The sequence below is a fragment of the Parapontixanthobacter aurantiacus genome (assembly GCF_009827635.1).
GTDB classification, from domain to species: domain Bacteria; phylum Pseudomonadota; class Alphaproteobacteria; order Sphingomonadales; family Sphingomonadaceae; genus Parapontixanthobacter; species Parapontixanthobacter aurantiacus.
On the sequence record NZ_WTYW01000002.1, the window covers coordinates 440,455 to 458,624 of the forward strand.

Annotated in this window: 19 protein-coding genes; 7 read left to right on the plus strand and 12 right to left on the minus strand. The window is 62.6% G+C overall.

Annotation, left to right across the window (positions count from 1 at the left end; genetic code table 11):
* The first annotated feature begins 88 nt into the window (after window positions 1–88).
* The 5 genes from ruvA (at window position 89) to GRI38_RS10325 (ending at window position 3,476) form a co-directional block, all read left to right on the plus strand.
* On the plus strand, window positions 89–694 hold the full coding sequence (gene ruvA, locus GRI38_RS10305) for a Holliday junction branch migration protein RuvA (protein ID WP_160683194.1): 606 nt from the start codon (window positions 89–91) through the stop codon (window positions 692–694).
* On the plus strand, window positions 691–1,065 hold the full coding sequence (locus GRI38_RS10310) for a hypothetical protein (protein ID WP_160683197.1): 375 nt from the start codon (window positions 691–693) through the stop codon (window positions 1,063–1,065). The genes ruvA and GRI38_RS10310 overlap by 4 nt, the downstream gene beginning before the upstream one ends.
* Complete coding sequence (locus GRI38_RS10315) at window positions 1,062–1,574, plus strand: DsrE family protein (protein WP_160683200.1); 513 nt, start codon at window positions 1,062–1,064, stop codon at window positions 1,572–1,574. The genes GRI38_RS10310 and GRI38_RS10315 overlap by 4 nt, the downstream gene beginning before the upstream one ends.
* A 15-nt stretch (window positions 1,575–1,589) precedes the next feature.
* Window positions 1,590–2,624 (plus strand): Holliday junction branch migration DNA helicase RuvB, encoded by a 1,035-nt coding sequence (ruvB, locus tag GRI38_RS10320; protein WP_160683203.1) that lies wholly within the window; start codon window positions 1,590–1,592, stop codon window positions 2,622–2,624.
* Window positions 2,625–2,798: 174 nt separating this feature from the next.
* Entirely contained in the window at window positions 2,799–3,476 is a 678-nt protein-coding gene (locus tag GRI38_RS10325; protein WP_160683206.1) for a cistern family PEP-CTERM protein, read from the plus strand.
* Window positions 3,477–3,605: 129 nt separating this feature from the next.
* Here the strand turns inward: GRI38_RS10325 and GRI38_RS10330 are convergent, their stop codons facing one another.
* The 8 genes from GRI38_RS10330 to ispG form a co-directional block, all read right to left on the minus strand.
* The gene (locus GRI38_RS10330; protein WP_160683209.1) at window positions 3,606–4,034 is read right to left on the minus strand and encodes a rhodanese-like domain-containing protein; all 429 of its coding nucleotides are present in this window, start codon (window positions 4,032–4,034) and stop codon (window positions 3,606–3,608) included.
* Window positions 4,034–6,706 carry an aconitate hydratase AcnA gene (gene acnA / locus GRI38_RS10335; RefSeq protein WP_160683212.1) on the minus strand — a complete coding sequence of 891 codons (2,673 nt, stop codon included), beginning with the start codon at window positions 6,704–6,706 and terminating at the stop codon, window positions 4,034–4,036. Before acnA ends, GRI38_RS10330 begins: the two co-directional genes overlap by 1 nt.
* 218 nt (window positions 6,707–6,924) lie before the next feature.
* Window positions 6,925–7,806 (minus strand): DMT family transporter, encoded by an 882-nt coding sequence (locus tag GRI38_RS10340; protein ID WP_160683215.1) that lies wholly within the window; start codon window positions 7,804–7,806, stop codon window positions 6,925–6,927.
* A gap of 109 nt (window positions 7,807–7,915) precedes the next feature.
* Window positions 7,916–8,632 carry a murein L,D-transpeptidase catalytic domain family protein gene (locus GRI38_RS10345; RefSeq protein ID WP_160683218.1) on the minus strand — a complete coding sequence of 239 codons (717 nt, stop codon included), beginning with the start codon at window positions 8,630–8,632 and terminating at the stop codon, window positions 7,916–7,918.
* A gap of 56 nt (window positions 8,633–8,688) precedes the next feature.
* Window positions 8,689–9,216, minus strand: a complete 528-nt coding sequence (locus tag GRI38_RS10350; protein WP_160683221.1) for a retropepsin-like aspartic protease family protein — start codon at window positions 9,214–9,216, stop codon at window positions 8,689–8,691.
* 27 nt (window positions 9,217–9,243) lie between these two features.
* On the minus strand, window positions 9,244–10,170 hold the full coding sequence (locus GRI38_RS10355) for a histone deacetylase family protein (protein ID WP_160683224.1): 927 nt from the start codon (window positions 10,168–10,170) through the stop codon (window positions 9,244–9,246).
* A 7-nt stretch (window positions 10,171–10,177) separates the two neighbouring features.
* The gene (locus GRI38_RS10360; protein ID WP_160683227.1) at window positions 10,178–10,723 is read right to left on the minus strand and encodes an inorganic diphosphatase; all 546 of its coding nucleotides are present in this window, start codon (window positions 10,721–10,723) and stop codon (window positions 10,178–10,180) included.
* Window positions 10,724–10,747: 24 nt separating this feature from the next.
* Window positions 10,748–11,887, minus strand: coding sequence for a flavodoxin-dependent (E)-4-hydroxy-3-methylbut-2-enyl-diphosphate synthase (ispG, locus tag GRI38_RS10365; RefSeq protein WP_160683230.1), 1,140 nt, complete (start codon window positions 11,885–11,887; stop codon window positions 10,748–10,750).
* 179 nt (window positions 11,888–12,066) lie between these two features.
* Here ispG and GRI38_RS10370 point away from each other — a divergent pair, with 179 nt between their 5' ends.
* On the plus strand, window positions 12,067–13,080 hold the full coding sequence (locus GRI38_RS10370) for a zinc transporter ZntB (RefSeq protein WP_160683233.1): 1,014 nt from the start codon (window positions 12,067–12,069) through the stop codon (window positions 13,078–13,080).
* 10 nt (window positions 13,081–13,090) lie between these two features.
* Here the strand turns inward: GRI38_RS10370 and GRI38_RS10375 are convergent, their stop codons facing one another.
* The 3 genes from GRI38_RS10375 to GRI38_RS10385 are packed head-to-tail and all read right to left on the minus strand — an operon-like array spanning window position 13,091 to window position 15,896.
* On the minus strand, window positions 13,091–14,053 hold the full coding sequence (locus tag GRI38_RS10375; protein ID WP_160683236.1) for an SDR family NAD(P)-dependent oxidoreductase: 963 nt from the start codon (window positions 14,051–14,053) through the stop codon (window positions 13,091–13,093).
* On the minus strand, window positions 14,050–14,586 hold the full coding sequence (locus GRI38_RS10380) for a GNAT family N-acetyltransferase (RefSeq protein ID WP_160683239.1): 537 nt from the start codon (window positions 14,584–14,586) through the stop codon (window positions 14,050–14,052). The genes GRI38_RS10375 and GRI38_RS10380 overlap by 4 nt, the downstream gene beginning before the upstream one ends.
* A 38-nt stretch (window positions 14,587–14,624) precedes the next feature.
* A complete protein-coding gene (locus tag GRI38_RS10385) occupies window positions 14,625–15,896 on the minus strand; it encodes a mechanosensitive ion channel (RefSeq protein ID WP_160683242.1) in 1,272 nt (423 codons plus the stop codon).
* Between the two features lie 151 nt (window positions 15,897–16,047).
* Between GRI38_RS10385 and GRI38_RS10390 the strand changes: the two genes are divergently transcribed.
* Window positions 16,048–17,076 (plus strand): isoaspartyl peptidase/L-asparaginase family protein, encoded by a 1,029-nt coding sequence (locus tag GRI38_RS10390; protein ID WP_160683416.1) that lies wholly within the window; start codon window positions 16,048–16,050, stop codon window positions 17,074–17,076.
* Here GRI38_RS10390 and GRI38_RS10395 read toward each other — a convergent pair.
* Window positions 17,073–17,978 carry a prephenate dehydratase gene (locus GRI38_RS10395; protein ID WP_160683246.1) on the minus strand — a complete coding sequence of 302 codons (906 nt, stop codon included), beginning with the start codon at window positions 17,976–17,978 and terminating at the stop codon, window positions 17,073–17,075. The two genes, GRI38_RS10390 and GRI38_RS10395, sit on opposite strands and share 4 nt — an antisense overlap.
* Window positions 17,979–18,170 lie beyond the last annotated feature (192 nt).

Consider the following 18,170-nt stretch of genomic DNA (forward strand, 5'->3'; position numbering starts at 1 on the left):
ACTTTTGCGCAACTGTGGTTCGCTGTCCATAACGACTGGACCAAGAGGTTCTTTAGCGGCAAGAACAAAGCATGGCCGGGACGTTCGAATGATCGCAAAATTGAAAGGTGTGCTCGACGATGCCGGGCCGGACTGGGCCGTCATCGACGTGTCGGGCGTGGGCTATCTCGTCCATTGTTCGACCAAGACGCTCGCGGCACTGGGCGAAAAGGGGGAGGCCTGCACGCTCTACACCGACCTGCAGGTGAGCGAGAACGACATGCGCCTGCTCGGCTTCGCTGCCGCGTCGGAGCGCGACTGGTTCCGACTGCTGACGCAGGTGCAGGGCGTGGGCAGCAAGGTCGCGCTCGCGATCCTGTCCGCTCTGTCGGCTAATGAATTGCGCGATGCCTGTGCGGCGGGCGATGCGGCCAGCGTCGCGCGGGCGCAGGGGGTCGGGCCGAAACTCGCCGGACGCATCGTCAACGAATTGAAGGACAAGGCGGGCGCGCTGCCCGCTGGCGAGATCGGCGCATCGCAGAGTGTTGGGACGGCAACAGGCGGCGCGAGTTCTGCTGCGGTGTCGGCCTTGCAGAATTTGGGTTTCAAGCCCGCAATCGCCGCGCAGGCGGTCGCACGGGCGCAGGGCGAACTGGGCGAGGAAGCAAGCGAAAGCGATCTTATCCGCGTCGCGCTCAAGAAGGCAGCCGGGTGAAGCTGGAGCCGAAACTGCTTTGGTGGATTGTCGCGGGCTACGCGGCTCTGGTGCTAATTTGCCTTTTCTGGATGGGCGAACCGAACCAAACAGGTTTCTTCACCGTTGGAGGTCTTTTTCTATTATGGGCGCTCGCGCCGCTCGTTCCTTTCTGTTTGGGCACGCCAAACCTCCCGCTAAAGCTCCTCGGACTCGTGCTTTCGGCTTTGGCCGGGGCGGGCTTCTACATCATGCTAACATTCCTGACTCAGCCCGATGCCTTCAATCTGCTCATCTTCGTCTTCGTGCCGTTCTATCAACTTGCATTTTCGGCGATATGGCTTGTGGGGGTCTGGATCTGGTCGCGATTTTTCAAGGAGCGTAAGGCATGAAATTGATGATAATGATTGGCGGGGCGGCGCTGATTGCCGCGCCTTTGAGCGCGCAGGATACGGGCGTGCGTTATGGCCCGGTATTCGAGGATTTCGGCCCGCATCTGAGCGTCGAGGGTATCGGCGACGTTCCTGCCGATACGGAGTTCGCGCACAGCTTCGACGTGGCGCGCAAAGCGCCGGACGGACAGCGCAATAGCGGCTTCGAAAGCGCGGCGCGATTCATGAATATGCATGCCGCGCACGGGGTCGATCCCGAGAACATGCGGCTCGCCGTCGTCGTGCATGGCAGCGCGGTGAAGGATTTGCTCGATGGCGAGGACAATGCCTCCGCCGCGATGGTGCGCGAAATGCTCGATGCAGGCGTCCGCTTCATCGTTTGCGGGCAAAGCGCCGTCGGGCAGGGCATCGCTCAGGAAGACCTGATCCCGGGCGTCGAGATGGCGCTGTCGGCGATGACGGCTCACGCGCTGCTGCAACAACGCGGCTATACGTTGAACCCGTTCTAGGCGCGCTTGCAATTAATGACCGATCCCGTTCCCCTTCATTCTCCCGACCGGCAGCCCGAAGATCCGGATGCGGCGCTGCGCCCGAAATCGCTGGCCGAATTCGTCGGTCAGCAGGCTGCGCGCGAGAACCTGCGCGTCTTCATCGAAGCCGCCAGGGGGAGAGGCGAGGCGATGGACCACGTCTTGTTCTTCGGTCCGCCTGGCCTCGGCAAGACCACGCTGGCGCAGATCGTCGCGAAGGAACTCGGCGTCGGTTTTCGCGCCACCAGCGGGCCGGTCATCGCCAAGGCCGGCGACCTTGCCGCACTGCTCACCAATCTCGAGGCGAACGACGTCCTCTTCATCGACGAGATCCACCGCCTCAATCCGGTGGTGGAGGAAGTGCTTTATCCCGCGATGGAGGACCGCGCGCTGGATCTCATCATCGGAGAGGGGCCGTCCGCGCGCAGCGTGCGGATCGACCTGCCGCCCTTCACGCTCGTCGGCGCGACCACGCGGCAGGGCCTGCTGACGACGCCGCTGCGCGACCGGTTCGGAATTCCGGTGCGGCTCAACTTCTATACCGAGGACGAACTACTTCAGGTCGTGATGCGGGGCGCGCGCCTGCTCGACATGAGTATCGACGAGGGCGGTGCGCGCGAGATTGCCCGCCGGTCGCGCGGAACGCCCCGCGTTGCGGGTCGCCTGCTTCGGCGCGTGCGGGACTTCGCCAGCGTGGCCGGCGCCAAGCAGGTGAGCCGGAGCGTCGCGGACGATGCCCTCACCCGGCTCGAAGTGGACAGGCTCGGCCTCGATGCGATGGATCGCCGCTATCTCACCATGATCGCCACGACCTACAGGGGCGGGCCGGTCGGGGTCGAGACGCTGGCGGCTGGCTTGTCGGAGCCGCGCGACACGGTCGAGGAAGTGATCGAGCCCTATCTCATCCAGCTCGGACTGGTGGCACGGACAGCGCGCGGTCGGGTGCTGAACGAGGATGGGTGGCGTCATCTGGGGCTCGACGCTCCAAAAAAATCACCTGACGCGCAGGGTGGTCTTTTCAACAAATAATAAGATCAACCCGAAGAGTCCTTTCGCTTCAAAAGGTTGCCAGCCAAGCGCCGCTGTCTCGATATGAGACACACGAACTCCGACATTTTTTACTCTTTATTAACCTGCTATCGAGGTGACGATAAATCATAGTCGAGTCGCACTTTCAGATCGGTCATTTCTTGGAGAATGAAAATGCGTAAATTACTGATTGCAGGTCTGCTTGCTTCGGCAAGCATGATGGCGGCTCCGGCTTCGGCCGCGGAGTACATCTTCGACGATGACGGCGACAGCTTCGAAATCGATTTCGACGGCTTCGGCGGCGATCCCGAAGCGGTGATCCCGGGGCTTTCGGCCAATCTGATCATCACGCTGCTGAGCGGCGTCGGATCGGACACTTTCACCTTCGAATATACGGTGACCAACACCTCGACGTCCGGCGGCCCGGACTCGCGAGTATCTGGTTTCGCGTTCGACATGGATCCGCAAGCCACCTCCGGCTCGGCCATGGGTGCTTACGACAACCTCAACCTCGTCGGAACCTATCCGGTTGGCGGGATCGGCGTCGATGCGTGTCTGTCCAACAATAACGGCAATGGCTGTTCGGGACAGGGCGGAGCACTGTTGGGCAGCGCGGCCACCGGCACCTTTACTCTCGGGTTCGACGAGAGCCTCGATTCGCTGACGCTTGGCGACTTCTACGTTCGCTATCAGAGCCTCAATGGCGTCGGCACGGGTTCGGCGATCGGTCGCGAAGTTCCGGCCGTTCCGGAACCCGGCACTTGGGCGCTGCTGCTGCTTGGCTTCGGCTTCGTCGGTGCTGCAATGCGTCGACCACGCCAGCGTCAGGAAGTGCGCGTCCGCTACAGCTGATCCTGCGCTCTACCGCGTGGACGGAAAAAGTGCCGCTGGACCCAAAAGTCCGGCGGCATTTTTCGTTTGGTGCCGAAGTTCTCGTAATGCGGCGCGCCGCTTTTTAGCAGCGCACTATCGACTGAAAGCTCAGGATGCCCCGAGCGCGACGCTCTGGCCCGCTTCCTGCCAGGCGACGATGCCGCCATCGAGGTGGGTCACCGGTTCGCCCGTCGCATCGCTAAGCTGCGCGGCGGCCATGTTGGAGCGCCGGTCCGAGCGGCAGTAGAGCACGACATCGTCTGCTTCCAGCGCCATGACTTCGTCGGGATCGAAGCTGTCGAGCGGCATATTGAGTGCACCCTTGATATGCCCCTCGGCAAATTCTTCCGCCGTACGCACGTCGATCACAGCGACATCGCCATTGTCCATCATACGGGCAAGTTCCAGCGCCCCGATCTGGTGGACGTCGGGCTTCGCCGCCGCCATCATTTCCTGCGTCGGGCGCTCTTCCTCTGGCGTGCCGGAACCACAGGCCCCGGCCAGCAACAGAAGGGAAAGAGCGCCCGCGATCCGCATCAGGCTGCAAGGTTCCTGAGAACGTAATGCAGGATGCCGCCATGCTTGTAATATTCCATCTCGTTGGCGGTATCGATGCGGCACTTGGCAGTGAAGCTCAGCGTCTCGCCGTTGGCGCGCGTCACCTCGACCGTCACGTCCTGCCCCGGCGTCAGGTCGGCCAGTCCGCGAATGGTGAAGGTGTCGTCGCCCTTGAGGCCGAAGGTGTCGCGGCTTTCGCCGTCCTTGAACTGCAAGGGCAGAACGCCCATCCCGATGAGGTTCGAGCGATGGATACGCTCGTAGCTTTCCACGATGGTCGCACGAACGCCGAGCAGGATGGTTCCCTTCGCCGCCCAGTCGCGTGACGAGCCGGTGCCGTATTCCTTGCCGCCGATCACGACGAGCGGCGTACCATCTTCCTTGTGCTTCATAGCAGCGTCGTAGATCGCCATCTGCTCGCCGCCATAGGTCGTGTAGCCACCCTCGACACCCGGAACCATCTCGTTCTTGATGCGGATATTGGCGAAAGTGCCGCGCATCATGACTTCGTGGTTGCCGCGCCGCGAGCCGTAGGAATTGAAGTCGGCTTTCGCGACCTGGTTCTCCATCAGATAGCGACCGGCGGGCGAATCTTCCTTGATCGAGCCTGCTGGCGAGATGTGATCGGTCGTCACCGAATCGCCCAGAATGGCGAGCGGCTTCGCATCGGTGATGTCGGTCACCGGATCGGGCGTCATGCCCATCCCCTCGAAATAGGGCGGGTTGGCGACGTAGGTCGAGCCCGGCTTCCAGCGATAGGTGTCGGACGCCTCGACCGTGATCGCCTGCCAGTGCTCGTCACCCTTGTAGACATCGGCATAACGCGCCTCGAACATCGAGCGATCGATGCTGCTGGCACGCAAGTCGGCGATTTCCTGGCTGCTCGGCCACAGATCCGCGAGCATCACGTCGTTGCCGTCCTGATCCTGTCCCAGCGGAGTTTCCGTGATGTCCTCGGTCACCGTTCCCTTCAACGCATAGGCGACGACGAGCGGCGGCGATGCGAGGAAGTTGGCGCGCACGTCGGGCGAGACGCGGCCTTCGAAATTGCGGTTGCCCGACAGGACGGATGCCGCGACGAGGTCGTTCGAATTGATCGCATTGCTGATCGGCGGCGCGAGCGGGCCGGAATTGCCGATGCAGGTCGTGCAGCCATAGCCGACAAGGTCAAAACCGATCGCGTCGAGATCGTCCTGCAGTCCCGCCTTGATGAGATAATCGGTCACCACCTGGCTGCCCGGTGCGAGCGAGGTCTTGACCCAGGGCTTGGGCTTCAGACCCTTTTCGCGCGCTTTCTTGGCAACAAGGCCGGCGGCGATCAGCACGTCCGGGTTGGACGTATTGGTGCAGCTCGTAATCGCGGCGATGACGACGTCGCCGTCCCCGATGTCGTGATCCGTGCCCTCCACCGCGACGCGGTGCGGTGCGTCTTTCTTGTAAACCGATTTCAGGTCGTTGTTGAACAACTCGTCCACCATCGGCAGCGCGACCTTGTCCTGCGGCCGCTTGGGACCGGCGAGCGATGGCACGACAGAGCTCATGTCGAGTTCGAGCGTCTTCGAGAAGACCGGCTCGTTCTCGCCCGTGAACCACATGCCCTGTTCTTTCGAATAGGCTTCGACGAGCGCAATCGTATCTTCTTCGCGCCCCGTCATGCGCATGTAGTCGATGGTCTTGTCATCGATCCCGAAGAAGCCGCAGGTCGCGCCATATTCCGGCGCCATGTTGGCGATCGTAGCGCGGTCGGCGAGGCTGAGATGCGAAACGCCAGGTCCGTAGAATTCGACGAAGTTGCCGACGACACCCACTTCGCGCAGCATCTGCACGCAGGTCAGGACGAGGTCGGTCGCGGTTACGCCCTCCGCGAGCTTGCCGGTCAGCTTGAAGCCGCAGACCTGCGGGATGAGCATGGAAATGGGCTGGCCGAGCATGGCGGCCTCCGCCTCGATGCCGCCAACGCCCCAGCCAAGGACGCCGAGGCCGTTGATCATCGTCGTGTGGCTGTCCGTGCCGACACAGGTATCGGGATAGGCTACAAGCTGCCCGTCCGGGCCTTCGCTTGCCCAAACGCCCTTGGCGATGTGTTCGAGATTGACCTGGTGACAGATACCCGTTCCCGGCGGGACGGCGCTGAAATTCTCGAAGCTCTTGCTGCCCCATTTCAAGAAGTCGTACCGCTCGGCATTGCGGCGGTACTCGAGGTCCATGTTCGCTTCCATCGCCTTGGGGTGGCCGAACTCGTCGACCATGACGGAGTGGTCGATGACGAGGTTGACGGGAACCTGCGGATTGATCTTCGCGGTGTCGCCGCCGAGTGCTGCGATCCCGTCGCGCATGGCGGCAAGATCGACGACGCAGGGAACGCCCGTGAAATCCTGCAACAGGACGCGGGCGGGGCGATACTGGATCTCATTGCCGGTCGTCGGATTGTTCTGCCAGTCGACGATGGCTTGCGCGTGTTCCCGGCCCACGGTGAAGCCGCCATCCTCGAAGCGCAGCATGTTCTCCAGCAGGACTTTCAACGAAAACGGCAGGCGCGACACGTCGCCCAGTTTCTCGGCCGCTTTCTTGAAGGAATAATAAGCGTATTCCTTCCCGTTGACGGTCAGCGTGTCACGGGTGCCGAGAGTATCTTGTCCAACTTGGGTCATTGCGGGAAACGGTCCTTCTCAAAATGCCGGAGGCCATGCGCAGTGCCGACGGGCCGCAGATTGCCCGGCTTTTGCATGTCCTTTGTCAAGCCTGCGCCCTGCGCAAAAACACCGCTCCGGTCAAGGGGGCGGCAGGCCTTGTCTATGGTTCGAACGCGCGGATTTCGGCGGCGTTCCGAGCGGGCGGGCCGATCGCGAGCACGAAGCGCCCGCCGCCGTCAGATATGGGCGAACTCCGCCGGACGGCGCGCGGCGATCCAGCATCCCACGACGATCAGCGCCGCCCCGGCCAGTGTCGTCCAGGTGACGGGTTCGGAAAACATCAGCCAGCCGAACAGCGCCGCCCACAGGAAGCCGGTATATTCGAGCGGGATGAGCTTTTGCGCCTCGGCGCGGGCATAGGCGAAAGCGATGGCAAGAGCCCCGGCAATCGTCAGGACCGCGGCAATGCCCAGATCGAACCAGATCGGCGCGGCGGGAAATTCGAGCAGGAAGGGCGCGAGGACGACGAGAGCGAGAACCTGGATCGCGCTATGGAAGACGGCGATTTCCAATGGCCGGGCGGCTTGGCTCTGCTGCCTGATTATGACGAAGTTTAGGGCGTAGAGCAGGGCAGAGAAAAGCAGCGCGGCAAGGCCCAGCGCGATATCCTCGTCCATCCGCCCGCGACCGATCTTGCCGCCGACGATGACGAGTGTTCCGGCAAAGCCGAGCAGGGCAGCCACGATCGCGCCTCGCCCGATACGCTCCTTCAAGAACAGGGCAGCCAGATACAGCGCGAGGATCGGCGCGACGAACGAAATCGCGATGGCCTCTGCAATGGGGAGCTTCGTCAGCGCATAGAAGAAGGTGAGTGCCATATAGCCGGATACGAAGCCGCGGGCGAGATGCCAGCGCATCGCTCGCCGGGTCGGCCTGCGTCCGCCACGCACAAGCCAGACGGGCGCCGCGATGAGAGCAGCCAGAACCACCCGCAGCAGGCTCGCGCTATAGGCCCCGATGGCGAGGGCGGCGCCTTTCATGAAAGCGTCCATGAGCGAGAGGAATGCGACCCCCGCAAGCGCCATCAGAACGGGCAAAAGGTGATGGTCGCGGTTCATAGCGCAGATGGAATTGCTAGACGACGGGGAGGGGCGCGTCACGCGCTTTAGGTGCGCTTAGACCCCTTCTTGGTGCCATTGTGCATCGCCCTGTCGCGAGGTCCTGCGATCAGTAAACGCCGGGGTTAGTCCGTTGAAACGTATCGGGATTTTCGGGTTGAAGGGGCATCAGATCGTATTGCGGCGGGGTTTCAACAATCTCGCCCTTCGCGTCGATTCCAAGGCTTTCGGCGAACAACAGGCGACCGTTATGAAGTCGCTCGAGCGCATAGTCGAACTCGCCCGGAGCCATCGCGAAGCAGCCGTTGGATCGTCCGAGTTTTCCATATTTGTCAACCACTTGGCTGCTCGCATAGTCAGCCTGGTGCATGACGATGGCGCGGGACAATGCGTTGTCGTTGCTCGGATCGAGACCGTCGAGGCGCATCGACTTGCCGTATTTGCCGACATACCAGTTGCGGGTGCGATAAGCGCCCCTGCTGCTCGCTAAGCTATTGGGAACATTGGACCATCCCTCCAGCCAGCCGGTATTGTCGGGATCGCTGCCCTGGCCGTGCGTGACGTGGAACGAACGGACGTTGCCGGCTTCCATATCTATGAAATGTATACGCTTTTCCCGGCTGTGCAGGCCGAAATCGACGATGGCGACCATGTCCTTCAGCCAGATTTCGTCGCCGAGGCGCTCGAGTTGCCGCCTGGCTATCGCGTGCAGTTTCTCGTCCCGCCCGCTCGCCGCCCTCGCCGCGGCAAACACACGCGGGGGCGAGGCGGAAGCGACGCCCGCGGCGAGCAGCCCTGCGGCAAGAAATTTGCGTCTCGAAGCCATGACGCCCTCTTACATAGCGTCTGTTAACGCCAAGGTGAACCGCTACCAGTTCGCCCCTACTCGCCGAGGACCATCTGCCCGTCCTCGATGCTGACGCGGTCGATCTGGGACAGGAAGGTCTGTCCGAGCAGCGAGATGCCGAGGCCTTCGGGAATGATCGCGCCGCGCACGTCGCGCACATGAAGGCCGTTCAGTTCCACCTCGTCGAGCGATACGGGAACCCCGCGAACCGGGCCGCTCGCCCCGTGCGCGACGACGGTCATGTCGCTTTCGTTCCAGTCCAAGCCGATCGCCTCGGCATCTGCGGCGGTCAGAGCGATGAAACTTGCCCCGGTATCCACCAGCATCTGCGTCTCGACGCCCGACACCACCACATTCGCGTAGAAGTGCCCGTCCGCCTGCCGCTCCAGGATCGTCAGCCCGGCGCCCCATGTCACGCGATCGGATGCAGCGCTTTCCCCCGTCTCACTGGCGAGGGCGACCTTTTCGGCAGACCTGCTGCGCGGTCCGTCCACCGCTTGCGGCGTGCAGAACCACACGGAGCCGATGACGATTGCGGCGAAGGAGAGCGACTGGGCCTTCATGACCCGACAGGTTCTAGCCGATGCTCCTTAAATGCTCGTAAAGTTCTCCTCCGCACAGCCTGCGTTTTCTCGCGCCATCGCGAGCATCGAACGGGCGTGCCGCGTCGCGACTTCGCGCTGGTCCGATCCGTAGCCTCCGCCAAGGGCGCTGGCGATCGGCAATCCCCGCCGCCGCACTTCTCCGACGACGAAGCGGTCGCGCGCCGCAAGGCCTTCGTCCGAGAGAGAAAGCCGACCCAACCTGTCGCGCTTATGCGGATCGACACCCGCCTGATAAAGGACGAGATCGGGCTCGAACTCGTCGAGCACGTGGCGAAGATGCAGCTTCAGCGTTGCCACATATTCCGCATCGCCGGTCCCGTCGGGCAGTGCGACATCGACGCTGGAGCGAGCCTTTCGCACCGGAAAGTTCTTCTCCGCGTGCAGCGAGAGGGTGAAAATATCCTCCCGCCCCGCGGTAAGGCTCGCAGTCCCGTCCCCCTGATGCACGTCGCAATCGACGATCAGGATGCGGCGCGCATGGCCTTCCGCGATCAGGCGATTGGAGGCGACCGCGAGATCGTTGAACACGCAATATCCGGCTCCGGTATCGTGCAGCGCATGATGACTGCCCGCCGCGCTGTTCGCCGCGTAACCATGCTGCTTGGCGAGAAGCGCGGCGAGATAGGTGCCGCCATTCGTATGCCGCACCCGGCTCGCAATCCGCTGTGTCACGGGAAAACCGATGCGCCGTTCCTTCTCGCGCGGCACGTCGGCGGCGAAAACCTGAGCCACGTATTCTGGATCATGCACCGCCTCGAGCCATTCGCGCGGCATCGGATCGGGCGCGTGTTCGGTCAGCGGATACCCGCTTTCGCGCAGCACGATCATCACGAGCTGATATTTGTCGAACTTGAACGTTCCGCGTGTCGGCGGCGGCGCCATGTAGTCGACGTGGTGGACGACGTGGAGCACCCGGACCTCAGCCGTTCTTATCGTCCCTGGCTGCGATCGCTTTTTCCGCGAGCGCCGCAGCTTCCCGTTCGTCGCCGGGTTCCAGTATCGAAATCTTCCGGTCGATGAGCTCGTTATATGTTCGGAAGAACACGCCAAGTTCCCACATCATGGTCTCGCGCAGATCGTCGAGGCGTTCGATATGGCCGAATGTCTGGCTGAGCGGCGGTACGCCGACCAGACGGTCGTTGCGAACCATTGTACCGCCCTCTTCCTGCTCCATGCGCAGGATCGCGACGGGACGTATTCCCACCACCGTACCCGACGGCAGCGGCCCGCCGGTCAGCACCATCACGTCCAGCGCATCCCCGTCCGCGGCGAGCGTCGCCGGAATGAAGCCGAAATTGGCCGGAAAGGCGAGCCCTTCGGGTAGTTCGATAGCCCAGCGAAAGATCCCGAGATTCTTGTCGAGGTCGATCTTGTGCGTATTGCCCTTCGGACATTCGATGAAGGCGTGGAGCAGGCCGTTCTCGTCGCGCGCCGGCAGCCGGGCAAGATGTTCCGCGTCGATCAAGGATACTGCTCCGCCGCGCCCGAGCTATTCCGCTGCGACCGCGGCAGTTTCGCCCGCATCGTCCTTTTCGGCCTCGATCGCGGCGGCCTTCTCCTCGACCAGCTTCACGATGTGGTCGAGCATGTCGCCATCCTCGATGTGATGGTCCTTCATCCCGGAAAGATAGACCATGTGCTTGCCGTTGCCGCCGCCGGTCAGACCGATGTCGGTTTCCCGCGCCTCTCCCGGACCGTTGACGACGCAGCCCAATACCGAAAGCGACAGCGGCGTCTTGATGTGCTGCAGGCGTTCCTCGAGCGTCTGGACGGTGCGGATCACGTCGAAGCCCTGCCGCGCGCAAGAAGGGCATGAAACGACACGCACGCCGCGCGTCCGAAGGCCCAGCGCCTTCAATATCTCGAAGCCAACGCGGACTTCCTGCTCGGGTTCGGCCGACAGGCTGACGCGGATAGTATCGCCTATCCCCGCCCACAATAGCGAGCCGAGACCGATCGAGGACTTGACCGTTCCGCCGATCAGGCCGCCCGCCTCGGTGATGCCGAGGTGAAGTGGGCAATCGACTGCTTCCGCCAGCCCGTGGTAGGCGGCGACGGCAAGGAACACGTCGGAGGCTTTGACCGCCACCTTGTATTCGTGAAAGTCGTGATCCTGCAGCAGCTTGATGTGGTCGAGCGCGCTTTCGATCAGCGCTTCGGGACAAGGCTCGCCATATTTCTCCAGCAGGTCCTTTTCGAGACTGCCGGCATTGACGCCGATGCGGATCGCGCAGCCATTGGCCTTGGCGGCGCGGACGACTTCGGCAACGCGCTCGTTGGAGCCGATATTTCCGGGATTAATCCGCAGGCAAGCGGCACCCGCGTCAGCCGCTTCCAGCGCGCGCTTGTAGTGGAAATGGATGTCCGCGACGAGCGGGACTTGAGCGGCACGCGCGATCTGCTTGAACGCCGCGGTGCTGTCCGTGTCGGGGCAGGAGACGCGGATGATGTCGGCGCCTGCTTCCTCGCAGCGGCGGATTTGGTCGATCGTCGCCGCCGCGTCGGAGGTGGGCGTGTTCGTCATCGTCTGCACCGTGATCGGCGCATCTCCGCCGACAGGCACGCTGCCGACCATGATCTGACGGGATTGGCGGCGCTCGATCGTGCGCCAGGGACGGATGTCGTTCATACTCAAATGGTCATTCCTGAACCGATGGAACACATGGAACACTGTCCTGGCATTCAAAAACTCTCTGCTTGGCCGTTGCCCGGATTGCCTTCCCAGTGCGGATGCAATGTTGCGATTTGGCGAAGGTTCGGGGCATAGCGTCGGCAATAGCAGTCTTCGGGTCGGTAGGGAACATCGCCATGGCAAGCCAGGATATCAAGGATGCGGAACGCGATGCGCCCGACGGGCCGCTCCTGTTCGGACGGATCCTAGACGGGCAGGGCGGCGGACGACCGATCGGCTGGGAGGAGGCACGGACCTGGCAGCCGCAGGCCCCGCACGAGGTGATGTGGGTGCATCTGTGCCGGAACAAGCCGGGGGTTCAGGAATGGCTGGAGGAACAGCTCGGCGTTCCCGAGCCGACCGCCGAACTCCTCGTATCCGACGCGACCCGGCCACGTGCATTTCGCGAAGGCAGCACGCTGGTCGCCACATTGCGGGGCATCAACTTCAATCCCGGGGCAGAGCCCGAGGACATGATCTCCATGCAATTATGGTGCGACGGAAGGCGTCTCGTCACGCTGCGTCGCCACCCGCTGCAGACGCCGCGCGACATCCTCGCGCTGGTCGATCGCGGACAGGGTCCGCCCGATGCCGGAGCGACGATTACGCTGCTCGCGGAATACATGGTGGCCCGCATGAACCAGTCGATCGTCGACATGAACGAGGTCATCGACGAGCTCGAGGCAGAAGACCCGGAGGATGATCCCGAAGCGATGGTCAGCCGCATCTCCGCCATCAGGCGCAACTGCCTCGGCCTTCAACGCCATATGTCTCCGCAGCACGAGGCCTTGGAACGGATCAGCCGCGACGCACCCGCCTGGTTCGAGGAGCACGACCGCCGCGAGATCGCGGAAACGATCGATCGCCTCCGCCGCTATCTCGACGACATCGACATCAGTAAGGAAAGCGCCGTCGTATTACAGGACGACTTGCGCGCACGTAGTCTCGCATCGAGCGAACACGCGACTTACATGCTGACCATCGTCGCCGGCATCTTCCTGCCGCTGTCGTTCCTGACCGGCCTGCTCGGCATCAATGTCGGCGGGATGCCGGGGGTCGACGATCCCTCCGCCTTCTGGGAGGTTGCGGCGCTCTGCACCGGAATTCTCGTGATCCTGCTGCTGGTCTTCAAAAAGCTGAAATGGCTTTGACTAGCCCGGATCAGTAGCTGAAACGCTCTCCGGTCATCTCTTCCGACATTGCCCAAAGCCGATTGGCCTTGTCGCGGTCCACGGCATAGGACCGCACGCCTTCGGTGCGGCTTTCGTCGTCGACTTCGGCAACATGCGAGTTTTCGAGATAGAGCCCGCCGCGTCCTTCGAGCTCGCTGGCGGTTGCGGCGTAGCAGGTCGTGGCTGCGCCCTGCGGGATGGTCTTGAACCCTTCGGGCTTCTTGCCGTCTTCCGCAGCGGAGGCGGCGATACGCTTCGATAGCCGCGCCATGTCCTCTTCGGTCATGTGACGCCCGAGATTGGTGTGAATGCCGCCCGGATGGACGGCGTAGGCATGGATGCCGCGATCCTTGAGGCGCTCTTCGAGGCCGACCGTGAACAGGACATTGGCAGTCTTCGACTGGCCGTAGGACAGCCAGGGGTCGTAGTCCCGGTCCTCGAAATGCGGATCGTCGAAGTGAACCTCATCGATATGATGGCCGCGGCTCGACAGGTTCACGATGCGCGGCCTGTCGCCTTTCTCCAGCAGCGGGACGAGGAGATTGGTAAGCAGGAAGTGGCCGACGTGATTGGTGCCGAATTGCCGTTCAAACCCGTCGGCGGTGCGATCCTTCGGGCAGGCCATGACCCCGGCATTGTTGATGAGAAGGTCGATCAGGTCGAACCGTTCGCGTGCTTCGGCGGCGCAGTCCCTCACCGATTGCAGTGAGGCGAGGTCGCAGAGAATGGTTTCGATCCTGCCGCCCGTTTCCCGTTCGAGTTCTGCCCTGACCTCCGCGAGCTTCTCCTCGTCGCGTCCTGCTATCACGACCTCTGCGCCTTTCGATGCCATGGCGCGGGCGGTTTCCTTGCCCAGACCGGAATAGCCGCCGGTCACGAAGACCCGCTTGCCGGAAAGGTCACGTCCTTCGAGAACGTCGTCCGCGGTGCTCGAAAATCCGAATTCGCTCATGTGCCTTTGTCCTCTTCCAGTCGCAATTCGTAGAGATATTCGTCGTCGCGGTGCGAGCCGACATAGAAGTCGATATCCGCGATCTTTTCGAAACCGTAGCGGCGATAGAAGCGCTGCGCACCCGGATTTTCGCTCCAGACGGACAATTGGACGGCATCATGGCCGTCAGCGCGAGCGGCGGCCAGCGCCCACTCCATGAGCGCGGCCCCGATGCCTTCGCCGGTGCGCGCCGGGTCCGTGTAGAGCTGGCCGAGAGCGATGGGGCGGATGGCGTCGGAATATTCGGTGTAAGGGCTCGGCTGAATGAGTTTCACATAGCCGAGGAGCCTGCCGTCCTCACCCCATGCGAGGCGATGGGTGCAGCTTGTCCCGGCAATCTCTTCGCCGACGGCCTCGACGGAATAGACCGCCTTCAGGAACGCCTCGAGATCCGCGGGATCGTAGACATGGCCGAATGCCGCGACGAAACTGTCGCGACCGAGTGCGGCAAGCGGCGCGGCATCCTCCAACGAAGCGGGGCGCAGGATTGTCATCCCGCGCCCCTATCGTTCTTGCGACTGGTTTTGAAGCCTCAGGCGCCCGGAGGCAGCGGCTTGTCGCTTTCCGGCGCACCCGGTCGGGTCGTGGTTGCGGAAGTCGTCGAGGACGTCGGGGTCGTGGACTTGCGCAGTGCGCCGTTCTTGGCAGCGCTATCCATTTCCTCGAGCTTTCGCCCAGCCCATTCGCGCCCGCCGAGGCCGAAGGCTAGGGCCGCCGCGACGGCACCGCCGATCACGATGGCGCTGAAGGCGGTCTGCACGATGGCTTCGCCGACGCCCATGAACAACAGGCCCATGAAGGTGAAGAGCAGGATGGTCGCCCATTTGACGATCGTTCCGGCTGTCGTCTGCTCGCCTGCACCGCCGATGAGATTGGCGAGAAGACCGGCGATGAAGAAACCGATACCAATCACGACTGCTCCGAAGACGACCTGTCCGCCGAGTTCCAGCACCTCATTGAGGATGGCGGTGAGTTCGGGGAAATTGAGGATGCGCGTCGCCGCGATGGCGAAGAACAGCACGATGCCGATCTGCGCGACCCGGGCGATGACCGAAGACGCTTTCGTGTTCGTGCCGACGATACCGCTATCCGACAGGGCGCGATCGACGCCGAGGCCGGGCAGGACTTCCTTCAGAATCTGCACGACGAAGCGGCTGATGAGATATCCAATGCCCAGCAGGATTGCGGCAGCGATGATATTCGGGATCGCGGCGAAGATGATCTGCAGCATGTCGCTGGCAGGTTCGCTGATCGACTGGATGTTGAGCACTTCGAGCGCTGCGATGGCGACGAAGATGACGATGATGGCATAGAGGATCGTGCCGATCGTCCGCGAAAGTGCGTGGTTTCCGGTCGCTTCCGAGACGCCGCCGCGATTGACCCACTTATCGAAATCGACGGTCTGAAGGGCAGTCACGGTCAGTTCGCGCACGATCTTCGCGACCATCAGGCCGATGAAGAAGATGAGGCCCGCACCGACGAGATTCGGGATGTAGCGAACGACGTTGTCGAGGAGATTGTCGATCGGACCGGCGACTTCGCCGAGGCCGAGAACCTGCAAGAGGATGATGAGGCCGAACAGCCAGATGAGAAGGGAGACGATTTTCCCGAGCGATGCGCCGAGTGTCGATCCGTCGCCAGTGTGGTGGCGAAAGAAAGAGACGTTGTCGACGAGCTTGGCGAAGGCCCATTTCGCCGCGCGCGCCAGCGCCCAGGTAATGAGTAGAACGATCGCGGCCAGCGCCACTTTCTCGAGAATTTCGACGAAGAGATTTTCGTCGAAACGATAGTTTCCTATTCTCATGATGTTTCGTGCCCCGTTTTTGCTTATATGAACCCTATGTTTATCATAAGGATACGTTCCAATGCAAAATTGGCCGCCTGAGATCATGCGCGCCAGAGGGGAATTCGTGTTGCTTCATCACTTTTCGAAAGCTGTCGCCGGCCTTCTCGCCATGGTCTTTGCCACTGCTGGGCTCGCCCAACCGGATAGCGGAGAGGGCCGCTGGTCGCTCGCCATTCACGGCGGGGCGGGCACGATCCTGCGCGAGAACATGACGAGCGATCAGGAGGCGGAATACGAGGCCGCGCTGGCGGCGGCGCTCGACGCGGGCTCTTCGATCCTGGCCGATGGCGGTTCGGCGCTGGATGCTGTCGAAGCGGTCGTGACCCGGCTGGAAGACGATCCGAAATTCAATGCCGGGCGGGGCGCGGTCTTTACCTGGGACGAGGCGAACGAACTCGACGCCGCGATCATGGACGGCCGGACCCGGGAGGCTGGAGCCGTCACCGGCGTCACCTCGATCAAGAACCCCATCCTGCTTGCGAGGGCGGTGATGATGGATGGGCGGCACGTCTTCCTGAGTGGCGAAGGGGCTGAGACCTTCGCGAACGAACGCGGCATCGAAGCGGTCGATCCGTCCTACTTCCGCACGGAGAAAAGGCTCGAAGCGCTCAAGCGACTGAAGGAGCGAGAACTGTCCGCGCTGGACGTCGATCACAAATACGGCACGGTCGGCGCGGTCGCGCTCGACCAGCAGGGCAATCTGGCCGCTGCCACCTCGACAGGCGGGCTGACCGGCAAGAGGTGGGGCCGCATCGGCGATGCGCCGATCATCGGCGCGGGGACCTATGCCGACAATCGTGCCTGCGCCGTGTCCGCGACGGGAGCGGGCGAGTATTTCATCCGTGTCGGAGTGGCGCATGAAATCTGTTCGCGCTTAAGGATGCTGGAAGCGTCTAATTACCTTAAATTCGATAAAGCACGACCGCTGGCGGCGGAGGAAGAAATACGCGCCATGAAGCAGCTTGTACCTGACGCTGTACTAGCGGAAGTGAAGGAGCTGGGCGGCGACGGGGGCGTCATTCTCGTGACGCCGGAAGGCGAGGCGCTTTTCAGCTTCAACACGCCGGGGATGTATCGCGGGCGCGCGACCAGCACAGGCATGCGCGAAGTCGCAATCTTCGAAGGTTCGGACGACTAGCCTTCGCCCATGCCGCGCCGCATCGCCTGTTCGTAAGAGCCGAGCAGGCGCAATTCCTTGGAATGGAAAGCCAGTTCCTCAAGCGCACGGTCGACGGCCGGTTCGCCCGGTGCGCCGACGATATCGGCGTAGAACATCGTCGCTTCGAAACTCGCGCCCTTCTGATAGCTTTCGAGTTTCGTCATGTTGACGCCGTTGGTGGCGAACCCGCCCATAGCCTTGTAGAGGGCGGCGGGGATGTTCTTCACCTCGAAGATAAATGTCGTCATCGCCTGCGTGTTCGACAATTCGCTCGGATCGCGCGCGTCCTTCGCCAGCACGACGAAGCGTGTGGTGTTGTCCGCCGCGTCCTCCACATTCTCCTCGACGATCTTCAGGCCGTAGAGGTCGGCAGCCACTGCCGGAGCGATGGCGCAGAGCGTCGGATTGTTCGATTCCGCGACGAACGCCGCCGCCCCCGCCGTATCCGCATGGCTCAAAGGCACGATGCCGCGCTCGCGCAGGAACCGTCGCGACTGGCCGAGCGCCTGCGGGTGGCTGTAGGCGACTTCGAACGGCCCTTCGGACAATCCCATCAGAGCGTGCCGGATCGGCATAAAATGCTCGGCGACGATCGACAGTCCGCTTTCCGGCAACAGGAAATGGATGTCGGCGACGCGGCCGTTCTGGGAGTTTTCGATCGGGATGATCGCACAGCCTGCTCTTCCGTTCTTCACCGCATCGAGCGCATCGGAAAAACTGAAGCAGGGCAGCGGCAGCGCTTCGGGGGCGAACTGTGTCGCCGCTGCATGAGAGTTGGCACCCGGCGAACCCTGAAAGGCGATCGCCCGATCAGGCGCGCTTTCCGCGCTCTGGCGCATCTGTTCGACGAGTTTGCGGGCCGGGCCGGGAAAGCTGTCCATGCGCCGGGGCGTTATCGCTGACACCCGCCAAAGCAAAGCGCAAATTGCCCCGACCGGGATGCTTGCTTGCAATCTTCGCAAGTTCGACATCGCTGGCGGCTCTTGCGAAACGGACGAGCAAACATTAGAGCGGCGCGCAAGCGCGACCGGTTCCGGTCGACGAACCTGACACAGAAACCGATCTCCTCGCGG